Below are 20,309 nucleotides of genomic sequence, written 5' to 3' on the forward strand. Positions count from 1 at the left end.
AAAGTGGCGGAAGGCAGCGGGAGTCGAACCTGCCCGGGAACGGCTGCCGTCCCCAACCGGGTTTGAAGCCCGGCCGCGCCACCGGGCGCGATTGCCTTCCTTGAAATCAGGGCCCGTGTTGCGGTTGGGCCAGGGCGCTGTCGGCACGAACCTGCCGCAGGTCACCGACCCGTCGAGTCAGGCCGATGCGGTCGAAGTACTCGAGTATCTGCACACTGCGCTTGCGACCGATGGCCAAACCATCGCGAAACGCCGCGACCTGCACTATCGGCGAAGTCGCAGCCTGGCGCAACAGCAGCTCTGCCATGCGCCTGAGCGTCGTCTCCGGGTAGAACAGGTCACGCACCACCTGATGCACCAGGCCCAACCGGGCCAGCTTGCGCAACAACAGCCGGACATCAGCCTCTTCGCAACCCTCCTCGCCGGCCAGGGTCCGTACCCAGGGCGGGTCGAACTCACCTGCCAACAAGCGCGGCAACAGACGCTCCCACAATGCGCTGTCCGCGTCGCTCAACTGGACCCGGTGGTCCGGCAGGTGCAACCAGGGGCCGCTGCTGCTGATCGCACCTGCGCCCAGCAGCTCATCGAGCAAGCTGACAAACGCGGGGCGCTCCAATGGCAAGGCGGTAAAGCGGCGCAAGCGGTCCCGGTCCGGGCCAAGCTGGTCGGGCTCTTGCGCATGGAACTGCGCCAGACGCTCCAGCACCTGTCGCTTGAGTGCCTGCCACTGTAAGTGATCGAATAACAGCTGCCCTTGACGGGTGGCAATCACCAGCACCGAATCCGGCAACTGCCAGCTCTCGCGCAGGCGGTTGAACTGGCGCTCCAGACGCCGGGGCTCGAGACCGCCGGGGGCCGCCTCGAGCAGGGCCGACAACGCTTGCTCGAGATTGTCGGCGTCGCGCAGCACCTGCAACTGACGCAAGCGCGCTTCGCTGCGCCGTTGCCGGCTCGGGGCGAACGGGTCGAGCACACGCCCACCACCCAGCGTGCGCTGGGCGCGTTGGTCACGCAGCACCAGACGATCCCCATGCACCGCCTGCAGCGGGGCATTGAGCAGCAACTGGGCAAACATGCGCTGGCCGGCGGCGAGCCGCTCACCTTCGAGCAAGGCAACCCGGGCGGTGACATCCTGTGTGCCCAGGTGCACGTGCACTGCGCTGAAATGCTCGAAGGCGCGGGTTTCACCCGGCAGCAGGGTGAAGTCGATATCGACCCGCACGCTGGGCGCATGCAGCCACTCCGGCACAAGCCAGTCGCCACGATGCACCTGCTCGGCCGAGAGCTTTTCCGCGCTGATGTTCAAGGCCACCCGCTGCCCGGCTGCGGCGACCAGGGCTGCCTGGTTCTGGGCATGCAGGCCACGCACCCGCACCGCTTTGCCGGCCTTGCCGAGCAGCAAGGTATCGCCGACGCTGACCTGCCCGGCCAGCGCCGTGCCGGTGACCACGACTCCCGCTCCGGAAACCGCGAAAGCTCGGTCTACCGCCAGACGGAAACCGCCACGCACGCTGCGCTGGCGAACATGCGCTTCAGCCGCCAGCAAAGCCTCGCGCAGGGCGTCGATGCCCTCGCCGGACAGGCTCGAAACCGCAAACTGCCTGGCCCCGGCGTAGGGGCCGGGCGCGAGCAGTTCGATGATCTGGGCCCGGACTTCACTCAACCGCGACGGCTCGACCCGGTCGCACTTGCTGATCACCACCAGCGCCTGGGGAATCCCCAGCAACTCGATGATCGAGAGGTGCTCACGGGTCTGCGGCATCACCCCATCGTCGGCGGCCACCACCAGCAGTACCAGGTCGATGCCATGGGCACCGGCCAGCATATTGTGGATAAACCGCTCGTGGCCCGGCACATCGATGAAGCCTGTCAGCGGCGCCCCTTGCGCCAGCGCCGCGTAGCGATAGCCGAGGTCGATGGTCATGCCCCGGTCGCGCTCCTCCCGGCGGGTGTCGCCGGCCTGGCCGGTCAGGGCCTGGAGCAGCGCGGTCTTGCCATGGTCGATGTGGCCGGCAGTCCCGACAATCACTGCACCGCCCCCAGTTGCAACGCCGGCAGTTGCGCCAGCCACTGGGCCTCGTCGTCCAGCTGGCGCAAGTCAAGCCACAGGGCATCGTCGTCGATACGACCGAGCACCGGCACCGGCAGGTCGCGCAACGCACGCTCGAGCACATGCAGGCTGCGCCCGCGCAGTTTCTTCGACACCTGCGGGCGCAGGCACAGCGCCGCGCTGGGCAGCCGCGCCACCGGCTGGCTGCCGCTGCCGATCATGCCCAGTGCCGGCTCGACGCTCACCACCCATTGCGCGCCGAGACGAGCAGCCAACTCGGGCGCCAGGCGCTCGGCCTGGGCGGCGATCTCGGCTTGCGCACGGGTCAGCAGGCGCAGGCTGGGCAGGCGTTCGGCCAGGCGATCGGGGTTGCGATAGAGCTGCATCACCGCCTCCAGCGCGGCAAGGGTGATCTTGTCGACCCGCAGGGCACGCTTGAGCGGGTTCTTCTTGATCTTCGCGATCAGTTCCTTGCGCCCGACGATGATCCCCGCCTGCGGGCCGCCCAACAGCTTGTCGCCGCTGAAGGTGACGATGTCGGCGCCGTCGGCCAGCGCCTGGCGCACCGTCGGCTCGGCCGGAAGGCCCCAGCGGGTCAGGTCAAGCAGGCTGCCGCTGCCCAGGTCTTCGAGCAGCGGCAACTGATGATCGTGGGCGATGCGCGCCAGCTCGGCGGTGGGTACCTGGGTGGTGAAGCCCTGGATGCTGTAGTTGCTGCAATGCACGCGCATCAGCAGCCCTGTGCGCGGGTTGATCGCGCCTTCGTAGTCGCGGGCGTGGGTGCGGTTGGTGGTGCCGATCTCGTGCAGCTTCACCCCGGCGCGGGCCATGATGTCGGGGATGCGGAACGCACCGCCGATCTCGATCAACTCGCCGCGGGAGATGATGCCCTCCTTGCGTGCGCCCAGGCTGTTGAGCGCCAGCAGCACGGCGGCGGCATTGTTGTTGACCACGGTGACGGCTTCGGCGCCGGTCAGCTCGCGGATCAGGCCTTCGATCAGGTCGTCGCGGTCACCCCGCTTGCCGGTGGCCAGGTCGAACTCCAGGTTCAGCGGATAGCGGGCGGCGACCTGCATCGCCTCCACCGCCTCCTCCGGCAGCAGGGCGCGGCCGAGGTTGGTGTGCAGCACCGTACCGGTGAGGTTGAAGACCCGGCGCACCTGGCTGCGCTGCTGGATGGCCAGGCGCTCGCCCGTGCGCCCGAGCAGGACGTCGGCGCTCAGTTCCACGGCGCCAAGCTGACCCAGGCGAGCTGGTTCGCGCAGGTCGTCGAGGAGCTGGCGCAGGGTGGCCAGAGTAGCGTCGCGGCCATGACGGTCGAGCAGCGGCTGGCAGGCCGGATGGCGCAGCAGGGTGTCGATGGAGGGCAAGCGTGGGGTGTCGCTGGCGGGGCTTGGAGACATGCGGTACTACCTGTGACTGATCCGTTGTCTGTTCGGGCCCTATCGCTGGCAAGCCAGCTCCCACAGCTCCAGCGCCAGACTCGAGGCTTGCGCTGTACCTGTGGGAGCCGGCTTGCCGGCGATGGGGGCAACTCGATAGCGAAGTGTAGACACTCACCCACCACCCGGTGCCAACATAAGGTTCGGCGCCAGCCGATGAAAGCCCTCCTCGTCCAGCCGCATATCCAGCGCCAGGCTCGCCAGGTCATCGGCCAACGGCTCGGCCGCCGCGTCGTTCTCCAGGTAGCTCTGCTTCAGGTAGCCCTGGCACCCCGGACAGCACTCGGCGCGCAGCGGTGCCTTGCCCGGCGCATGGCGGTCATCCTCGAGGCTGCTGTAGCGCAGGCCCTTGCTCGACTCGCAGTACACGCACTTGACCCGCACCACATGCCATTCGCAGGCACACAGCGAACAGGCCAGGTAGCGCAGGCCGTTGTGCTTGCCGCGATTGCGCACCACACCGGCCATGGCCGGCGAGCCGCAGGCCGGGCACTGGGCCAGGCTGCCAGCGGGCTTGAGCTCAGGCTCTGGCAGCGTCAGCAACCAACTCGACCAGGCGGCCTGCAACGCCGCGCCCAGGAAGGGCACCAAGGCCGCCGGTACGGCGTCGTACTGGCCACCGAGCAGCGCGATGGCCCAGCCCTTGCGCTGTTCGTCACCGCTCTCGCGCAGGCTGCCCAGCGCCGCTGCCAGTGGCCCTTCGGGCGCCGGCTCGAAGTGATCGAGCAGCGCTTGCAGCCACACCAGCCACTGCCCTTCGCGCACCAGGCCGTCCGATGCCAGGGGTGGCAGGCCATGACTTATGCACAGGCGCTGACGCTCCTCGGCTACCGGCAAGCCACCGGGCGGGTTATCCACAAGCTGCTGCTGGATCCGGCACAGGCGCGCGACCAGATGCAGATACTCGCCAAGGGCATTGCCCTCGGCCAGGTGCTCCAGGCGCGCGGCCCGCACTGCGAACAGATTGGCGGGCGGCAGATGCAGGAACGGCGGCATTACCGCCGACGCTTCGATCTGCCCGGGTTCGAGAATCGTGCTCAAACGCTCATCCTTCTTTTCTACCGTGATTGTGCGGCGTCTTGTCGCCGGTGACTTCCCGGTACCACAGTTCATGGTGCTTGCGCGCCCAGGCGCGGCTGACCCAGCCATGCAGCATCGCGCCGATCGAGCCCTTGATCCAGATCCCGGCGTAGATGTGCACGATGATGCTCAGGATCAGCACGAACGCCGCCAGGGCATGCAGCAAGGTCGCCAGTCGGATAGCACCGATATCAAAGTAATGGCTGAACCAGGCTCGCCAGATCACCACGCCGCTGACCAGCAGCACCAGCATGCACGCCAGCAAGGTCCAGAACAGCAGCTTCTGCCCGGCGTTGTACTTGCCGATCGGCGGCACGCCCTCCTCCTTGTTGAGCATCACCCGGTCGATGCGGCGCAACCACAGGCGGTCGTTGGCGGTGATGAAGTTGGCGCGCCAGAAGCGCAGCACCAGGCCCAGGAAGAACACGAACATCGCCACGCCGATGAACGGGTGGAGGATCCGTGTCCACGGCCCACCGCCGAACAGGTGGCTGAGCCAGAATAGCGCCGGGTGGAACAGCGCCAGCCCCGACAGGCCGGCCAGCACGAACAGGATCGCGACGATCCAGTGGTTGCTCCGCTCGTTGGCGTTGTAGCGCAGGATAGGCTTGTTGTCGTTCATGGCCGCTGCTCCCCCTGCCCGCCCGGGCGGTTCGGATCATAGACATGCACCGCCGGGTCCACCTGGTGGACATCGTTATCCACAGGTGCCGGATGCTCGTCTTCCTCGACCCGCTGCGGGCCGACACGTACGTAGTGGAAGAACCCGGCCAGCACCGCCGCGCCCATGGCCAGCAGCGCCAGCGGCTTGCTGAAGCCCTTCCACAGCCCGACCAGCGGGCTGATCACCGGTTGGTCCGGCAGACCGGCGTAGATCCGCGGCGTGTCGGCATGGTGCAGCACGTACATCACGTGGGTGCCGCCGACACCGTCCGGGTCGTACAACCCGGCGTTGTCGTAGCCCCGCGACTTCAGGTCGACGATGCGCTCGTCGGCGTGCACCTTCATCTCCTCCTTGCTGCCGAAGACGATCGCCCCGGTCGGGCAGGTCTTCACGCAGGCCGGCTCCAGGCCCACGCTCACGCGGTCGGAACACAGGGTGCACTTGTACGCCTTGTGATCCTTCTGCGAAATGCGCGGGATGTTGAACGGGCAGCCGGTGATGCAGTAGCCGCAACCGATGCAGTGGTCCTGGTTGAAGTCGACGATACCGTTGGCATGCTTGATGATCGCGCCCGGGCTCGGGCACGCTTTCAGACAACCCGGATCGGCGCAGTGCATGCAGCCATCCTTGCGGATCAGCCACTCCAGGTTGCCGTCGTCGCGCTCGTGCTCGGTGAAGCGCATCAGGGTCCAGGTTTCGGCACTGAGGTCCTGGGGGTTGTCGTAGGTGCCATGGTTGTGGCCAACCTCGTCACGCAGTTCGTTCCACTCCGAACACGCCACCTGGCAGGCCTTGCAGCCGATGCACTTGGTGGTGTCGATCAGCTTGGCGACTTCCTGCTGCTGGCGTACCGAGGGCGGCACGGTGGTGGTGGCCGAGCGGGCAATGATGTCTTGGCTGGCCATCAGAGTTTCTCCACTTTGACGAGGAACGACTTGGACTCCGGCGTCTGCGTGTTGCCATCCCCGAGGAACGGCACCAGGGTGTTGGTCAGGTAGCCGTGCCGCGTGGCGCCGGTGAAGCCCCAGTGCAGCGGGATGCCGATCTGGTGCACGGTCTGGTTGTTGACCTGCAGCGGACGGATCCGCTTGGTCACCACCGCCACCGCATCAATGTGCCCGCGCTTGCTCGACACCCTTACCCGGTCACCGGCCTTGATGCCCTTCTCGTTCGCCAGCACCTCGCCGATCTCGACGAACTGCTCGGGCTGGGCGATGGCGTTGAGCCGGCAATGCTTGCTCCAGAAGTGGAAATGCTCGGTCAGCCGGTAGGTGGTCGCGGCGTACGGGAACTCGTCGTGGGTACCCAAGGTGTCCCACACCGAATCGAAGATCCGCCCGGCCGGGTTGCTGGTGGCCTTCTTGTTCTGCGGGTGCAGCGGGTTGATGCCGATCGGTGTCTCGAAAGGTTCGTAATGCTCGGGGAACGGGCCCTCGGCCATCTTGTCGATGGCGAAGAAGCGCGCCACACCCTCGGGGTTCATGATGAACGGATTCATCCCCGCTTCCGGCGGCGAGTCGACCTTGAAGTCGGGCACGTCGGTGCCGGTCCAGGCCTTGCCGTTCCACCACACCAGGCGCTTCTTCTCCGGGTCCCATGGCTTGCCTTGCGGGTCGCTGGAGGCGCGGTTGTAGAGGATGCGGCGGTTGGCCGGCCAGGCCCAGGCCCAGTTCTGCACCTGGTGCATGCCATAGGGATCGCTGTTGTCACGACGGGCCATCTGGTTGCCCTGCTCGGTCCAGCTGCCGGCGAAGATCCAGCAGCCCGACGCGGTGCTGCCGTCATCCTTCAACTGCGCGAAGCCGGCGAGCTGTTGCCCAGCCTTGAGCATCGCGCCGCTGGCATCGGTGAGATCACTGACCGCCCAGCCGTTCATCTCCTTGGCCAGCTCTTCGGGGGATGGCTCCTCAGGGACCTTGTACGGCCAGCTGATGTTGAGCAGTGGGTCCGGATAGGCGCCGCCCTCGGCCTGATAGCGCTTGCGCAGGCGCAGGAACAGCTCGCTCATGATGTGCACGTCGGTACGGGTCTGGCCCGGGCCATCGGCGCCCTTCCAGTGCCACTGCAGCCAGCGGCTGCTGTTGACCAGCGAACCGTCCTCTTCGGCGAAGCAGGTGGTGGGCAGGCGGATCACCTCGGTCTGGATGTTGGCCGTGTCGACGTCGTTGAACGGGCCGGCGTTGCGCCAGAACTCGGACGTTTCGGTAGCCAGCGGGTCCATGATCACCAGCCACTTGAGCTTGGCCAGCGCGGCGGTGACGCGGTTCTTGTCCGGCAACGCGGCGATCGGGTTGAAGCCCTGGCACATGTAGCCGTTGACCTTGCCCTGGCCCATCATCTCGAACATGCGCAGCACGTCGTAGGCCGGTACGTCGAGCTTGGGCAGCCAGTCATAGCCCCAGTTGTTCTCCGCCGTGGCATTGGCGCCGTACCAGGCCTTCATCAGGCTGACGTGGAACTTGCCGTAGTTCTGCCAATACGACAGCTGCCCGGGGCGCAGCGGTTTGGAGGCACGCTTGTCGATGTAGCTGGCGTAGTCCTGCTCGGCGTCGCCGGCCAGCGTGAGGTAGCCCGGCAGCGAGTTCGACAGCAGGCCCAGGTCGGTCAGGCCCTGGATGTTGGAGTGTCCGCGCAGGGCGTTGACCCCGCCACCGGGCATGCCGACGTTGCCCAGCAGCAACTGCACCATCGCCGCGCTGCGGATGATCTGCGCGCCGATCGAGTGCTGGGTCCAGCCCAGGGCATAGAGGATCGTCATGGTCTTGCCCGGCACCGAACAGGTGGCGATCTCTTCCCAGACTTTCATCATCTGGTCCTGGGGCATGCCACAGGTCATGCTCGCCAGTTCCGGCGTGTAGCGGCTGTAGTGCTGCTTCATCAGCTGATAGACGCAACGCGGGTGCTGCAGGGTCGGATCGACCTTGGCGAAGCCGTCCTCGCCCAGCTCATAGCCCCAGCCGGACTTGTCGGCATACACGCGCTTGGCCGCGTCGTAGCCGCTGAACAGCCCGTCCTCGAAGCCATAGCTCTCTTTGACGATGAACGACACATCGGTGTAATTGCGCACGTACTCGTGCTGGATCTTGTCGTTGCTCAGCAGGTAGTTGATCAGCCCGCCCATGAAGGCGATGTCGCTGCCGGTACGGATCGGCGCGTAGTAATCGGCCACCGAGGCGGTACGGGTGAACCGCGGGTCGACCACGATCAGCCGCGCCTTGTTGTGCGCCTTGGCTTCGGTCACCCACTTGAAGCCGCACGGGTGCGCTTCAGCGGCGTTGCCGCCCATCACCAGGACCAGGTTTGCGTTGGCGATATCGGACCAGTGATTGGTCATCGCGCCACGGCCATACGTCGGGGCAAGACTTGCCACCGTCGGGCCGTGTCAGACACGCGCCTGGTTATCGAACCCCAGCATGCCGGTCGCACGGACCACCTTGTGCGTCAGGTAGCCCGCTTCGCTGGAAGCGGCAGACGCGGCGAGGAATCCGGTGGTGAGCCAGCGGTTGACCGTCTGGCCCTGGGCATTCTTCTCGATGAAGTTGGCGTCGCGGTCCTGTTTCATCAGGTCGGCGATGCGGTCGAGGGCTTCGTCCCACTCGATGCGGGTCCACTCGTTGCTGCCCGGCTTGCGCACCTCAGGGTACTGCAGGCGGCTCGGGCTGTGGATAAAGTCCAGCAGGCCCGCGCCTTTCGGGCATAGGGTGCCGCGGTTGACCGGATGGTCCGCGTCGCCCTCGATATGGATGATGTTCTGTTTGACGTTCTTGCCCGTGTCACCCTGGCTGTACATGATCAGGCCGCAGCCGACCGAGCAGTAGGGGCAGGTGTTACGGGTTTCCTTGGTATGCGCCAGCTTGAAGTGGCGTATCTGCTCGGCGAATGCCGGTGTCGGGGCCATGCCCAACGCCGCGAGGCTCGAGCCTCCAAGGCCGACGGCGGCGACCTTGAAGAATTGCCGACGGTTGAGGTCCATCGTGCACTCCTGATCAGGTTCTCGGGCGCACGGGACTTGGCCGGCGCCTCAGGGACTTCACGGTGGCGGTGGGTAGAGACCGCCAACTGTTAAGCCTAGTCAAGAATCTGGGAAGTGGGGTGATATGGATCAGGTTGTAAGTAAATCGCCACCTTATTCATACAGGTGCAGAAGTACAGCGCCCGCCAGCACCAGGGCCACCCCGACGACCTGTAGCAGGGACAGACGCTCGCGGTAGAACAGGAAGCCAAGAATGGCGGCAATGCCTCCGGACAAGGTGCTGATCACCGTAACGACTGCGATCGAGCCATGCAGCGCGCCCCAGGAAAACGCCGAGAAACCTCCCAGATTGAAAAGACTGGCACCACACAAGGTCCCCCAGGTCTTGAGCCTGACCGTAATCAGGCCTCGAAACATTCGCAGCGCTGCGGGCAGCAGGAACAGAACCCCCACCCCATAGCCGAGCGCCAGCATGTTCACTGGCCCCAGCACCGGTAATACGTATTTTCCCTGGACCCAGAAGCTGATGCCATACAGCAGCGCGGCCAGCAGGGCGAAACCGACTGACAGACGACTGCCCGCAGGCGCTTGCCCACTGCCGCCCTTTGCCTCACGGCTGGCCAGGACCACGCCCAGAAAGCAGGTCAGCAATCCGAAGATCTGCCAGGTGCCCAGCACCTCGCCGCCCAACCACGCCAGCAGCGTGGTGAACACGCCATAGGCAGTCACCAACGGCGCCACCACCGATGTCTGGCCGATCGCGAACGCCTTCGAAAGCGCCAATGCGCCGATCAGGGTACACAGTGCCGCCATACAGGCGAACAGCAGCACGCTTGTCGGGGCCGCGACCATCTTGGTGAGCTGCTGAGAAGATCCGGCAATGATGAGCCCCATCAACAACAGGCCCAACAACTGCCCGAAGAATACCGCCCGCCTTACGCCGACCGCCCGGGCATTCATGCCAACCAGAAAGTCGGTGGCCCCCCAGAGTGCGGCAGCCAGCAGTCCCATTAGTACATCCATGTCTCAATTCCTGAATGGAAGGGGTGTGACGATAGCCATCGCTTCTCCCCAATTAAAGTTCAGGTACTTAAGGGCAGTCTTGAATCGGCAATGGCAAGGTACTGCATCGCAATCAGAGTTCGACTGCATGGCTATAATTACCCTTTATCAGGCCTGCCTGCAAGGCAGATCATCTTAAATGCCTACCACAACTATAAAGTTGCCAATAGCTGTAATAGAGCCCGGATAATTCTGTACATATTTAATTAGACTCGGCCCAATTCCCCGATCATATGTAATGGTTTCCGGCCCGAAGATCAGCGTCACAACACCTACTGCCGCGACTATCATACCGTTGGATCAAACAACCCAGCCTTTGTAAGCCTTATCACCTGCCTCACCCTCAAGATAGGTGGCGTAGGCGTCTTCCAAACCCTCTACGCAATAGTCTCCGGGAATAGAGTTCAACTGTATGTCGATTTTCTGCTTATCTTCAGCGCTCATCTTTACACCCCAGCTGCGAAAGTCCAATAGCTTAAACCACGCCTCTATCCTGGCCACCCCAAAAAGTAAATTCAGAACAGTCCTACATTGCTATCCACTAAATATTTCGCTTATCCACCATGCATTTCAAAATGCCAAACCAACATCTCAAATCAATCTCACCCCTTGGAAACACACAAAACTACCAGAGTGACGGTGCTTAATCGCCGAGTAGCTGAGCGGTCACCTTTAAACAGGATGAGATGGCGCAAGCAGCAGCAGAGAAAAATACCCTACACAACATTAGGAAAGGCCTTACACCAAGTGCTGTAACTTGCTTGCTAGGTTGGTAGTACACATGGACGAGGTATTTATCATGAACGTGAAAAGCTCACTCGGCAGCCTTCTGCTCGGCGCCGCGATACTCCCCTCCCTCACCGTGGCAGCCTCTCTGGACAGTGGCGCCGCGCCTCAAGTCACCGCCGAACAAGCACGCGCCATCGCTAATGCCGCTGAACGTGCCGCCCGTGCCCAAGGCTTCGCCATCGTCATCAGCATCGTCGACAACCACGGCAACCTGAAGCATTTCCACCGCATGGACGGCACCAGCAGCGGTAGTGTCCAGGTAGCGCAGCTCAAAGCCGCTACATCTGCGCGCTTTCCACTTTCATCCCGTTCACTGGGTGAACGCAGCGCTGGGTTGCCAGCCAATCCCTACGCTTCGCTGCCCGGTTTCACTTTGCTGGAAGGCGGGTTGCCAATCATGGATGTGAACGGCAGGCATGTCGGCGGTATAGGCGTCAGCGGAGCAACACCAGAGCTTGATGCACAATTTGCCCAGGCGGCGCTCGAAGAAAACTGACTGGCAAAAAGAAACCCGCTTCATGCCTGAAGCGGGTTTCTTGTCACAGCTCCGTTCTCCTGTGGCACCTAGTGCCCACAGGAAAGGATCAGAACGGAATATCGTCGTCGAAGCTGTCGAAGTCAGCGGCAGGCTGCGGAGCCGGCTGTTGCGGCGCGGGGCGCTGCGGCGCTTGTTGCGGGCGCTGGGCCTGCTGGCGTGGGGCCTGATTGTACTGTTGCTGCTGACCGCCCTGGTTGTAGTTGTTGCCACCACCCTGGTTGTACTGGTCGCCACCGCCCTGCTGGCCCTGCGGACGACCGCCGAGCAGCTGCATGGTGCCGTTGATGTCGACGATGATCTCGGTGGTGTAGCGCTTGATGCCGTCCTTTTCCCACTCGCGGGTCTGCAGCTTGCCCTCGATGTAGCACTGCGAACCCTTGCGCAGGTATTCGCCGGCGATTTCGGCGACCTTGCCGAACAGCGAGACACGGTGCCACTCGGTGCGCTCGACCTTCTGGCCCGACTGCTTGTCGGTCCACTGCTCGCTGGTGGCCAGGCTCAGGTTGGTCACGGCGTTACCGTTGGGCAGGTAGCGGACTTCGGGATCCTGACCGCAAGTACCGACCAGAATGACTTTGTTAACCCCACGGGCCATAACGTTCTCCTAGGCTTCGCACGCCGAAGAGGCTGGGTTCACCAGACGCTCGAGGGTCGCACGGTCCAAAATTTTCGTATCCAGTTTGATATAGATGGCGGCTTCTTCTGCCACCACCACAGCGTCGGTCACACCCGGCACGGCCATCAGGCGCTCGGTCAGCCCGGCTTCCCGGACCGCTTCCGGCGTCAGCGGCATGCGCAGGCTGGTCACGTACGGCGGCTCGTTCATGCGCAACGCCGTCAGCAGCCAGAAGGCGCACAAGCCAGCGCAGCCGAGGAACACCATGCTCAAGCCACCGTGCTGGAACAACCAGCCACCGAGGATGCCACCCAGTGCCGCGCCAAGGAACTGGCTGGTGGAGTACACCCCCATCGCCGTGCCCTTGCCGCCGGCAGGCGACACCTTGCTGACCAGCGAAGGCAAGGATGCCTCCAGCAGGTTGAATGCAGTAAAGAATACCACGGTGCCGATCACCAGTCCGCGCAAGTTGTCAGCCCACTGCCAGAAGAACACCTCCACCAGCAGCAGGACACTGACCGCGCCGAGCAACACGCGTTTCATCTTGCGCTTCTTTTCCCCGTAGATGATGAAGGGGATCATTGCAAAAAATGAAACCAGCAGCGCGGTCAGGTACACCCACCAGTGCTGCTCCTTGGGCAGCCCGCCGCGCTCGACGAAGGCCAGCGGCAGCGCCACGAAGCTGGCCATCAGGATCGCGTGCAGCACGAAAATACTGATGTCCAGGCGTAGAAGGTCCGGATTGCGCAGGGTCGGGCCGAGGGCCTGACGGGCGACACCGGACTCGCGATGACTCAGCACACTGTGCGAGCTGGGCACGACGAAGGCGATCAGCGCGATGCCGACCAGGGCAAGTCCTGCAGTGGCCAGGAACAATCCTGACAAACCAAAGGCGCGGGTCAACAGCGGGCCGACCACCATCGCCACGGCGAACGACAAGCCGATGCTCATGCCGATCATGGCCATGGCCTTGGTCCGGTGCTGTTCGCGGGTCAGGTCGGACAACAGCGCCATGACCGCCGCGGAAATCGCCCCCGCGCCCTGCAGGATGCGCCCGGCGATAACCCCCCAGATCGAGTCGGCCTGGGCCGCCAGCACACTGCCCAGGGCGAAGATCACCAGCCCCACATAGATCACTGGCCGGCGACCGATGCGGTCGGAAATCACCCCGAACGGAATCTGCAGCACCGCTTGCGTCAGACCATAGGCGCCGATGGCCAGGCCGATCAGTGCAGGCGTGGCGCCGGCCAGGTCCATGCCGTAGGTGGCGAGCACCGGCAGCACCATGAACATGCCCAGCATACGAAAGGCAAAGACCAGGGCCAGGCCGCTCGCGGCGCGGGTTTCGCTGCCACTCATGCGCTCGTTGTGGGTGTCGTGCATGGATTAACCTCGTGTGAACCGGCGGCGATTCTATCAGTCCGACGCCTTGACGGCATATACGCGACGCTTTGCCGCGTACTGGCAGCGCGCCGTATACTGCTTTGTTTATGCCCGCCGAGCGAGGCCGTAGTGGACAAGATCCTGATCCGTGGGGCGCGTACCCACAACCTGAAGAACATCGACCTGACCCTGCCCCGGGACAAACTGATCGTGATCACCGGCCTGTCCGGGTCCGGCAAGTCCTCGCTGGCGTTCGACACGCTGTACGCCGAAGGCCAGCGCCGCTATGTCGAGTCGCTGTCGGCCTATGCCCGGCAGTTCCTGTCGATGATGGAAAAACCCGACGTCGACACCATCGAAGGATTGTCGCCGGCCATCTCCATCGAGCAGAAGTCGACCTCGCACAACCCGCGCTCGACCGTCGGCACCATCACCGAGATCTACGACTACCTGCGCCTGCTCTATGCCCGCGTCGGCACCCCACGCTGCCCGGACCATGACATCCCGCTTGAGGCGCAAACGATCAGCCAGATGGTCGACCTGGTGCTGGAAAAGCCCGAAGGCAGCAAGCTGATGCTGTTGGCGCCGGTGATCCGCGAGCGCAAGGGCGAGCACCTGGCGGTGTTCGACGAACTGCGCGCCCAGGGCTTCGTGCGCGCCCGGGTCAACGGCAAGCTCTACGAGCTCGACGAGTTGCCCAAGCTCGACAAACAGAAGAAACACAGCATTGATGTGGTGGTAGACCGCTTCAAGGTCCGCGCCGACCTGCAGCAGCGCCTGGCCGAGTCCTTCGAGACCGCGCTCAAGCTGGCCGACGGCATCGCCCTGGTGGCGCCGATGGACGACGAGGAAGGCGGAGAAGTGATCTTCTCGGCGCGCTTCGCCTGCCCGGTGTGCGGCCATGCGATCAGCGAGCTGGAGCCGAAGCTGTTCTCCTTCAACAACCCAGCTGGCGCCTGCCCGACCTGCGATGGCCTGGGGGTGAAGCAGTTCTTCGACACCAAACGCCTGGTCAACGCCGAGCTGACCTTGGCCGAAGGCGCGATTCGCGGTTGGGACCGACGCAACGTCTATTACTTCCAGATGCTCGGCTCGCTGGCCGCGCATTACGGCTTCAGCCTGGAAGAACCATTCGGCGAGCTGTCCGCCGAGCACCAGAAGGTCATCCTGCAAGGCAGTGGCAAGCAGAGTGTCGACTTCAAGTACCTCAACGACCGTGGCGACATCGTAAAGCGCTCGCACCCATTCGAAGGCATCGTGCCGAACCTTGAGCGTCGCTATCGCGAGACCGAGTCGGCCACCGTGCGTGAAGAGCTGGCCAAGTTCCTCGGCACCCAGCCCTGCCCTGATTGCCGCGGCACCCGCCTGCGCCGCGAAGCGCGCCACGTCTGGGTGGGTGAGAAGACCCTGCCGGCAGTGACCAACCTGCCGATCGGCGAAGCCAGCAATTACTTCAGCGCGCTGAGCCTCACCGGCCGCCGTGGCGAGATCGCGGCGAAGATTCTCAAGGAAATCTGCGAACGCCTGCAGTTCCTGGTCAACGTCGGCCTCGACTATCTGACCCTGGACCGCAGCGCCGATACCCTGTCTGGCGGCGAGGCCCAGCGTATCCGCCTGGCCAGCCAGATCGGCGCAGGCCTGGTGGGCGTGATGTACATCCTCGACGAGCCCTCGATCGGCCTGCACCAGCGGGATAACGACCGCTTGCTGGCAACGCTCAACCACCTGCGCGACCTGGGTAACACGGTGATCGTGGTCGAGCACGACGAGGACGCCATCCGCCTGGCCGACTACGTGGTGGACATCGGCCCGGGCGCTGGCGTGCATGGCGGGCAGATCGTCGCCGAGGGCTCACCCGAGGAGGTGATGGCGCATCCCGACTCGCTGACTGGCAAATACCTGTCCGGACGCAAGAAGATCGTCGTGCCGGCCAAGCGCACCCCGCGCAACAAGAAGCTGTCGCTCAAACTCAAGGGCGCGCGCGGCAACAACCTGCAGAACGTCGACCTGGAAGTGCCGATCGGCCTGCTGACCTGCGTGACCGGTGTGTCCGGCTCGGGCAAATCGACGCTGATCAACAACACCCTGTTCCCCCTGGCCGCCACTGCGCTAAACGGGGCAAGCAGCCTGGAAGCGGCGCCGCACGCCAGCGTCGATGGCCTGCAGCACCTGGACAAGGTGGTCGATATCGACCAGAGCCCGATCGGCCGTACGCCACGGTCGAACCCGGCTACCTACACCGGCATCTTCACGCCGATCCGCGAGCTGTTCGCTGGCGTGCCGGAATCGCGTTCGCGCGGATACGGCCCAGGGCGCTTCTCGTTCAACGTCAAGGGTGGGCGCTGCGAGGCCTGCCAGGGCGACGGCCTGATCAAGGTGGAGATGCACTTCCTGCCGGACATCTACGTGCCGTGCGACGTGTGCAAGAGCAAGCGCTACAACCGCGAAACCCTGGAGATCAAGTACAAGGGCAAGAACATCCACGAGGTGCTGGAAATGACCATCGAGGATGCCCGCGAGTTCTTCGACGCGGTGCCGGCCCTGGCGCGCAAGCTGCAGACCCTGATGGATGTGGGCCTGTCGTACATCAAGCTGGGGCAATCGGCGACCACGCTGTCGGGCGGCGAAGCGCAGCGGGTCAAGCTGTCCCGCGAGCTGTCCAAGCGCGACACAGGCAAGACCCTGTACATCCTCGACGAGCCGACCACCGGCCTGCACTTCGCCGATATCCAGCAACTGCTGGACGTGCTGCACCGCCTGCGTGACCACGGCAACACCGTGGTGGTCATCGAGCACAACCTGGATGTGATCAAGACCGCCGACTGGCTGGTGGATTTGGGGCCGGAAGGTGGGTCCAAAGGCGGCCAGATCATTGCCTGTGGCACGCCAGAAGAGCTGAGCAAGATGAAGCAGTCGTACACCGGCCACTACCTCAAGCCACTGCTGGAGCGTGACCGGGCCTGAGTGGAGTCGCTGACATGAAAAAGCCCCTAGTACCGTCGGTGCCAGGGGCTTTTTCGTAGAGCTGTGGATAAACTTACATCTGCGACTGCAGGTAGTTCTCCAGGCCGATCGCCTTGATCAGACCCTGCTGCTTCTCCAGCCAGTAGGTATGATCTTCTTCGGTGTCGGCCAGCTGCGCGCGCAGGATGTCGCGGCTGATGTAGTCCTTGTGCAGTTCGCACAGCTCGATGCCCTTGCACAGCGCGGCACGTACCTTGTACTCGAGCTTGAGGTCGGCCTCGATCATCTCCGGCACGGTGCTGCCCACTTCCAGGTCGTCGGCGCGCATGTCCGGAGTACCTTCGAGCATGAGGATACGGCGCATCAGGGCATCGGCGTGCTGCGTCTCTTCTTCCATCTCGTGGTTGATACGTTCATAGAGCTTGGTCAGGCCCCAGTCTTCGTACATGCGCGAGTGAATGAAGTACTGATCGCGTGCTGCCAGTTCGCCCTTCAGCAACGTGACGAGATAGTTGATTACGTCCGGGTGACCTTGCATCGCCCTGCTTCTCCGTGTGAATACGTCAATAGGGCTAGTGTGAACCAGGTTTTGCTCGCGGTCACTGAAAAACGCGCAATTAGAAGCAAAAAATCGGCTAAACAGTAGTGATATTCATTGAAAAACCGCCCAAATGAGGGCGGTTCTTCTTATCACTTCGACTTAGCCGAGATTCACGCCCAATGCCTTGGCAATCCCTTCGCCGTAGGCCGGATCAGCCTTGTAGAAGTACTGCAGCTGACGCTGGATGACATCGTCGCTGACACCGGCCATGGTCCCGGCGATGTTGTTGATCAACAGCGCCTTCTGCTCATCGCTCATCAGACGGAACAGTGCCCCGGCGTGGCTGTAGTAATCGTTGTCCTCACGGTGATCGTAACGATCCGCCGAGCCGTTCAGGGCCAGTGCGGGCTCGGCATGCCGCGGCGATTGCTTCGGCGCGCTTGCATGGCTGTTGGGCTCGTAGTTAGGAGCGCCGCCGTATGCGCCGATGGCCATGGAGCCGTCGCGTTGGTAGCTGTTCACCGGGCTGCGCGGCGCATTGACCGGCAGTTGCTGGTGGTTGGTGCCTACGCGGTAGCGATGCGCATCGGCATAGGCGAACACACGCCCCTGCAGCATGCGGTCTGGCGACAGGCCAACCCCGGGGACCATGTTGCTGGGCCCGAACGCCGCCTGCTCAACCTCGGCGAAGTAGTTGAGCGGGTTGCGGTTGAGCTCCAGCACACCGACTTCGATCAACGGGTAGTCCTTCTGCGACCAGGTCTTGGTTACATCGAACGGGTTTTCGTCACGGCTGGCCGCCTCGGCCTCGCTCATCACCTGGATGCACACGGTCCAACGCGGGAAATCGCCGCGCTCGATGGCCTCGAACAGGTCACGCTGGGCGTAGTCCGGGTCGCTCCCGGCCAGACGGGCGGCATCAGCCGGCGCCAGGTTCTTGATGCCTTGCTGGGTCTTGAAGTGCCATTTGACCCAGCTCCGCTCGCCCTGGGCGTTGATCAGGCTGTAGGTGTGGCTGCCGAAGCCGTGCATGTGGCGGTAGCCATCGGGAATGCCGCGATCGGAGAACAGGATGGTGACCTGGTGCAGTGCCTCGGGCGAATGCGACCAGAAGTCCCACATCATTTGCGCGTTCTTCAGGTTGGTCTGCGGGTGGCGCTTCTGGGTGTGGATGAAGTCAGGGAACTTCAGCGGGTCGCGAATGAAGAACACAGGTGTGTTGTTGCCAACAATGTCCCAGTTGCCTTCCTCGGTGTAGAACTTAACCGCAAAACCACGCGGGTCGCGTTCGGTATCCGCAGAGCCGCGTTCGCCGCCCACGGTGGAGAACCGCAGGAACGTTTCGGTCTGCTTGCCGATGCTGTCGAACAGCTTGGCACTGGTGAGCTCGGTGATATCGCGGGTGACGGTGAAGGTACCGTAGGCGCCGGAGCCCTTGGCGTGCACGCGACGCTCCGGGATGTTCTCGCGGTTGAAGTGGGCAAGCTTCTCGAGCAGGTGGAAGTCGTCGAGCAGCAGCGGGCCACGAGGGCCTGCGGAACGGGAGTTCTGGTTGTCGGCTACGGGTGCACCGCTGGCGGTAGTGAGAATCTTGCTCATGGGCTCTCCTGATCGGTCTTGAATTGCCGGCTAATCGGCTTGAGGAGAGTATTGTCGAGCGAGGTTACAAGGACAAATTCATTAAGTGACTTATATCAATAGAAAATAACAATTCACCAGACAACAAAAAACCGGGCCTAGGCCCGGTTTCTTGTAGCAGACAGAACGTCTTACTCGGCAGCTTCTACAGCACCACCGACCGGACGATCAACCAGCTCGACGTACGCCATAGGCGCGTTGTCGCCAGCGCGGAAACCGCACTTCAGGATACGCAGGTAGCCGCCCTGACGGGTGGCGTAACGCTTGCCCAGGTCGTTGAACAGTTTGCCAACGGCGGACTTCGAACGGGTACGGTCGAAGGCCAGACGACGGTTGGCAACGCTGTCTTCCTTGGCCAGGGTGATCAGCGGCTCGGCAACGCGGCGCAGTTCCTTGGCTTTCGGCAGGGTGGTTTTGATCAGCTCGTGCTCGATCAGCGACACAGCCATGTTCTGGAACATAGCTTTGCGGTGAGAGCTGGTACGGCTCAGGTGACGTCCACTTTTACGATGACGCATGATTCATTCCTTACCAAACACAACGTTCGGTGATTACGACGATCAGGCAGTCGCCTTGTCGTCTTTCTTAAGGCTTGCAGGCGGCCAGTTGTCGAGGCGCATGCCGAGAGACAGACCACGGGAGGCCAGGACGTCCTTGATTTCAGTCAGGGACTTCTTGCCCAGGTTAGGAGTCTTCAACAGCTCTACTTCGGTACGCTGAATCAGGTCGCCGATGTAGTAGATGTTCTCCGCCTTGAGGCAGTTGGCCGAACGTACAGTCAGTTCCAGGTCGTCAACCGGGCGCAGCAGGATCGGATCGATCTCGTCTTCCTGCTCGACCACAACCGGCTCGCTGTCACCTTTGAGGTCGACGAACGCGGCCAGCTGCTGTTGCAGGATGGTCGCGGCACGACGGATAGCCTCTTCAGGATCCAGGGTACCGTTGGTTTCCAGATCGATGACCAGCTTGTCCAGGTTGGTACGCTGCTCAACACGGGCGTTCTCGACCACGTAGGCGATACGACGCACCGGGCTGAACGAGGCGTCCAGCTGGAGACGGCCAATGCTGCGGCTTTCGTCTTCGTCAGTCTGACGGGAGTCGGCCGGCTCGTAACCGCGACCACGAGCTACGGTGAGCTTCATGTTCAGGGCGCCGTTGGACGCCAGGTTCGCGATTACGTGATCGGGGTTGACGATCTCGACATCGTGATCCAGCTGAATATCGGCAGCGGTAACCACCCCCGAACCCTTTTTCGACAAGGTCAGCGTAACTTCGTCACGACCGTGCAGTTTGATAGCCAGGCCTTTCAGGTTCAACAGGATTTCAATGACGTCTTCCTGTACACCTTCGATCGCGGAGTACTCGTGGAGTACGCCATCGATCTCGGCCTCGACTACTGCACAGCCAGGCATGGAGGACAACAGGATGCGGCGCAGCGCGTTGCCCAGGGTATGGCCGAAGCCACGCTCGAGAGGCTCGAGCGTGATCTTGGCGCGGGTTGGACTGACAACCTGCACGTCGATGTGACGGGGTGTCAGAAACTCATTTACCGAAATCTGCATGGATGCA

The 20,309-nt window shown here is 63.2% G+C and carries 16 protein-coding genes and 1 tRNA gene; 2 read left to right on the forward strand and 15 right to left on the reverse strand.

All coding sequences use genetic code 11. From position 1 onward, the window contains the following. Positions 1 to 4 precede the first annotated feature (4 nt). The 9 genes from ACQ4OD_RS17510 to ACQ4OD_RS17550 form a co-directional block, all read right to left on the reverse strand. Positions 5 to 100 (reverse strand) — tRNA-Sec (locus ACQ4OD_RS17510). A 6-nt stretch (positions 101 to 106) separates the two neighbouring features. Beyond that, complete coding sequence (gene selB, locus ACQ4OD_RS17515; RefSeq protein ID WP_430944670.1) at positions 107 to 2,029, reverse strand: selenocysteine-specific translation elongation factor; 1,923 nt, start codon at positions 2,027 to 2,029, stop codon at positions 107 to 109. Beyond that, entirely contained in the window at positions 2,026 to 3,453 is a 1,428-nt protein-coding gene (gene selA / locus ACQ4OD_RS17520; RefSeq protein ID WP_430944671.1) for an L-seryl-tRNA(Sec) selenium transferase, read from the reverse strand. Before selA ends, selB begins: the two co-directional genes overlap by 4 nt. Positions 3,454 to 3,606: 153 nt before the next feature. Continuing rightward, positions 3,607 to 4,533, reverse strand: coding sequence for a formate dehydrogenase accessory protein FdhE (gene fdhE / locus ACQ4OD_RS17525; RefSeq protein ID WP_430944672.1), 927 nt, complete (start codon positions 4,531 to 4,533; stop codon positions 3,607 to 3,609). Between the two features lie 4 nt (positions 4,534 to 4,537). Further along, on the reverse strand, positions 4,538 to 5,194 hold the full coding sequence (locus ACQ4OD_RS17530; RefSeq protein ID WP_102684367.1) for a formate dehydrogenase subunit gamma: 657 nt from the start codon (positions 5,192 to 5,194) through the stop codon (positions 4,538 to 4,540). Then, on the reverse strand, positions 5,191 to 6,141 hold the full coding sequence (fdxH, locus tag ACQ4OD_RS17535) for a formate dehydrogenase subunit beta (RefSeq protein ID WP_038707246.1): 951 nt from the start codon (positions 6,139 to 6,141) through the stop codon (positions 5,191 to 5,193). The genes ACQ4OD_RS17530 and fdxH overlap by 4 nt, the downstream gene beginning before the upstream one ends. After that, the gene (gene fdnG, locus ACQ4OD_RS17540) at positions 6,141 to 9,209 is read right to left on the reverse strand and encodes a formate dehydrogenase-N subunit alpha (RefSeq protein WP_430944673.1); all 3,069 of its coding nucleotides are present in this window, start codon (positions 9,207 to 9,209) and stop codon (positions 6,141 to 6,143) included. The genes fdxH and fdnG overlap by 1 nt, the downstream gene beginning before the upstream one ends. Before the next feature lie 153 nt (positions 9,210 to 9,362). Beyond that, positions 9,363 to 10,232, reverse strand: coding sequence for a DMT family transporter (locus ACQ4OD_RS17545; protein ID WP_430944674.1), 870 nt, complete (start codon positions 10,230 to 10,232; stop codon positions 9,363 to 9,365). A gap of 339 nt (positions 10,233 to 10,571) precedes the next feature. Beyond that, on the reverse strand, positions 10,572 to 10,715 hold the full coding sequence (locus ACQ4OD_RS17550; protein ID WP_430944675.1) for a hypothetical protein: 144 nt from the start codon (positions 10,713 to 10,715) through the stop codon (positions 10,572 to 10,574). Between the two features lie 337 nt (positions 10,716 to 11,052). Between ACQ4OD_RS17550 and ACQ4OD_RS17555 the strand changes: the two genes are divergently transcribed. Beyond that, a complete protein-coding gene (locus ACQ4OD_RS17555) occupies positions 11,053 to 11,556 on the forward strand; it encodes a GlcG/HbpS family heme-binding protein (RefSeq protein WP_430944676.1) in 504 nt (167 codons plus the stop codon). 88 nt (positions 11,557 to 11,644) lie between these two features. On the opposite strand, the gene ACQ4OD_RS17560 is transcribed toward ACQ4OD_RS17555, so the two are convergent. Together ACQ4OD_RS17560 and ACQ4OD_RS17565 are read right to left on the reverse strand one after the other, a co-directional pair. Further along, positions 11,645 to 12,193 carry a single-stranded DNA-binding protein gene (locus tag ACQ4OD_RS17560; protein ID WP_023629920.1) on the reverse strand — a complete coding sequence of 183 codons (549 nt, stop codon included), beginning with the start codon at positions 12,191 to 12,193 and terminating at the stop codon, positions 11,645 to 11,647. A 9-nt stretch (positions 12,194 to 12,202) separates the two neighbouring features. Further along, positions 12,203 to 13,597, reverse strand: coding sequence for an MFS transporter (locus ACQ4OD_RS17565; RefSeq protein WP_198754391.1), 1,395 nt, complete (start codon positions 13,595 to 13,597; stop codon positions 12,203 to 12,205). A gap of 129 nt (positions 13,598 to 13,726) precedes the next feature. Between ACQ4OD_RS17565 and uvrA the strand changes: the two genes are divergently transcribed. Beyond that, entirely contained in the window at positions 13,727 to 16,561 is a 2,835-nt protein-coding gene (gene uvrA, locus ACQ4OD_RS17570) for an excinuclease ABC subunit UvrA (protein ID WP_430944677.1), read from the forward strand. Between the two features lie 73 nt (positions 16,562 to 16,634). Here the strand turns inward: uvrA and bfr are convergent, their stop codons facing one another. From bfr to ACQ4OD_RS17590, 4 genes are all read right to left on the reverse strand, one after another. Further along, positions 16,635 to 17,099, reverse strand: a complete 465-nt coding sequence (gene bfr, locus ACQ4OD_RS17575) for a bacterioferritin (protein WP_028690240.1) — start codon at positions 17,097 to 17,099, stop codon at positions 16,635 to 16,637. 162 nt (positions 17,100 to 17,261) lie between these two features. Continuing rightward, a complete protein-coding gene (locus ACQ4OD_RS17580; RefSeq protein WP_139668117.1) occupies positions 17,262 to 18,701 on the reverse strand; it encodes a catalase in 1,440 nt (479 codons plus the stop codon). Between the two features lie 170 nt (positions 18,702 to 18,871). Further along, the gene (gene rplQ / locus ACQ4OD_RS17585) at positions 18,872 to 19,258 is read right to left on the reverse strand and encodes a 50S ribosomal protein L17 (protein WP_003255451.1); all 387 of its coding nucleotides are present in this window, start codon (positions 19,256 to 19,258) and stop codon (positions 18,872 to 18,874) included. Positions 19,259 to 19,300: 42 nt separating this feature from the next. Continuing rightward, complete coding sequence (locus ACQ4OD_RS17590) at positions 19,301 to 20,302, reverse strand: DNA-directed RNA polymerase subunit alpha (RefSeq protein WP_003255452.1); 1,002 nt, start codon at positions 20,300 to 20,302, stop codon at positions 19,301 to 19,303. Positions 20,303 to 20,309: the final 7 nt, after the last annotated feature.

This window comes from Pseudomonas sp. WC1 (assembly GCF_050586565.1).
Taxonomy (GTDB): Bacteria; Pseudomonadota; Gammaproteobacteria; order Pseudomonadales; family Pseudomonadaceae; genus Aquipseudomonas.

Excerpts from the sequence above, each read along its gene's own strand:
- selA (WP_430944671.1), bottom strand. The coding sequence starts at position 3,453 with ATGTCTCCAAGCCCCGCCAGCGACACCCCACGCTTGCCCTCCATCGAC.
- bfr (WP_028690240.1), bottom strand. The coding sequence starts at position 17,099 with ATGCAAGGTCACCCGGACGTAATCAACTATCTCGTCACGTTGCTGAAG.
- ACQ4OD_RS17560 (WP_023629920.1), bottom strand. The coding sequence starts at position 12,193 with ATGGCCCGTGGGGTTAACAAAGTCATTCTGGTCGGTACTTGCGGTCAG.
- ACQ4OD_RS17565 (WP_198754391.1), bottom strand. The coding sequence starts at position 13,597 with ATGCACGACACCCACAACGAGCGCATGAGTGGCAGCGAAACCCGCGCC.
- ACQ4OD_RS17545 (WP_430944674.1), bottom strand. The coding sequence starts at position 10,232 with ATGGATGTACTAATGGGACTGCTGGCTGCCGCACTCTGGGGGGCCACC.
- rplQ (WP_003255451.1), bottom strand. The coding sequence starts at position 19,258 with ATGCGTCATCGTAAAAGTGGACGTCACCTGAGCCGTACCAGCTCTCAC.
- ACQ4OD_RS17550 (WP_430944675.1), bottom strand. The coding sequence starts at position 10,715 with ATGAGCGCTGAAGATAAGCAGAAAATCGACATACAGTTGAACTCTATT.
- ACQ4OD_RS17530 (WP_102684367.1), bottom strand. The coding sequence starts at position 5,194 with ATGAACGACAACAAGCCTATCCTGCGCTACAACGCCAACGAGCGGAGC.
- ACQ4OD_RS17580 (WP_139668117.1), bottom strand. The coding sequence starts at position 18,701 with ATGAGCAAGATTCTCACTACCGCCAGCGGTGCACCCGTAGCCGACAAC.
- ACQ4OD_RS17555 (WP_430944676.1), top strand. The coding sequence starts at position 11,053 with ATGGACGAGGTATTTATCATGAACGTGAAAAGCTCACTCGGCAGCCTT.
- fdxH (WP_038707246.1), bottom strand. The coding sequence starts at position 6,141 with ATGGCCAGCCAAGACATCATTGCCCGCTCGGCCACCACCACCGTGCCG.
- ACQ4OD_RS17590 (WP_003255452.1), bottom strand. The coding sequence starts at position 20,302 with ATGCAGATTTCGGTAAATGAGTTTCTGACACCCCGTCACATCGACGTG.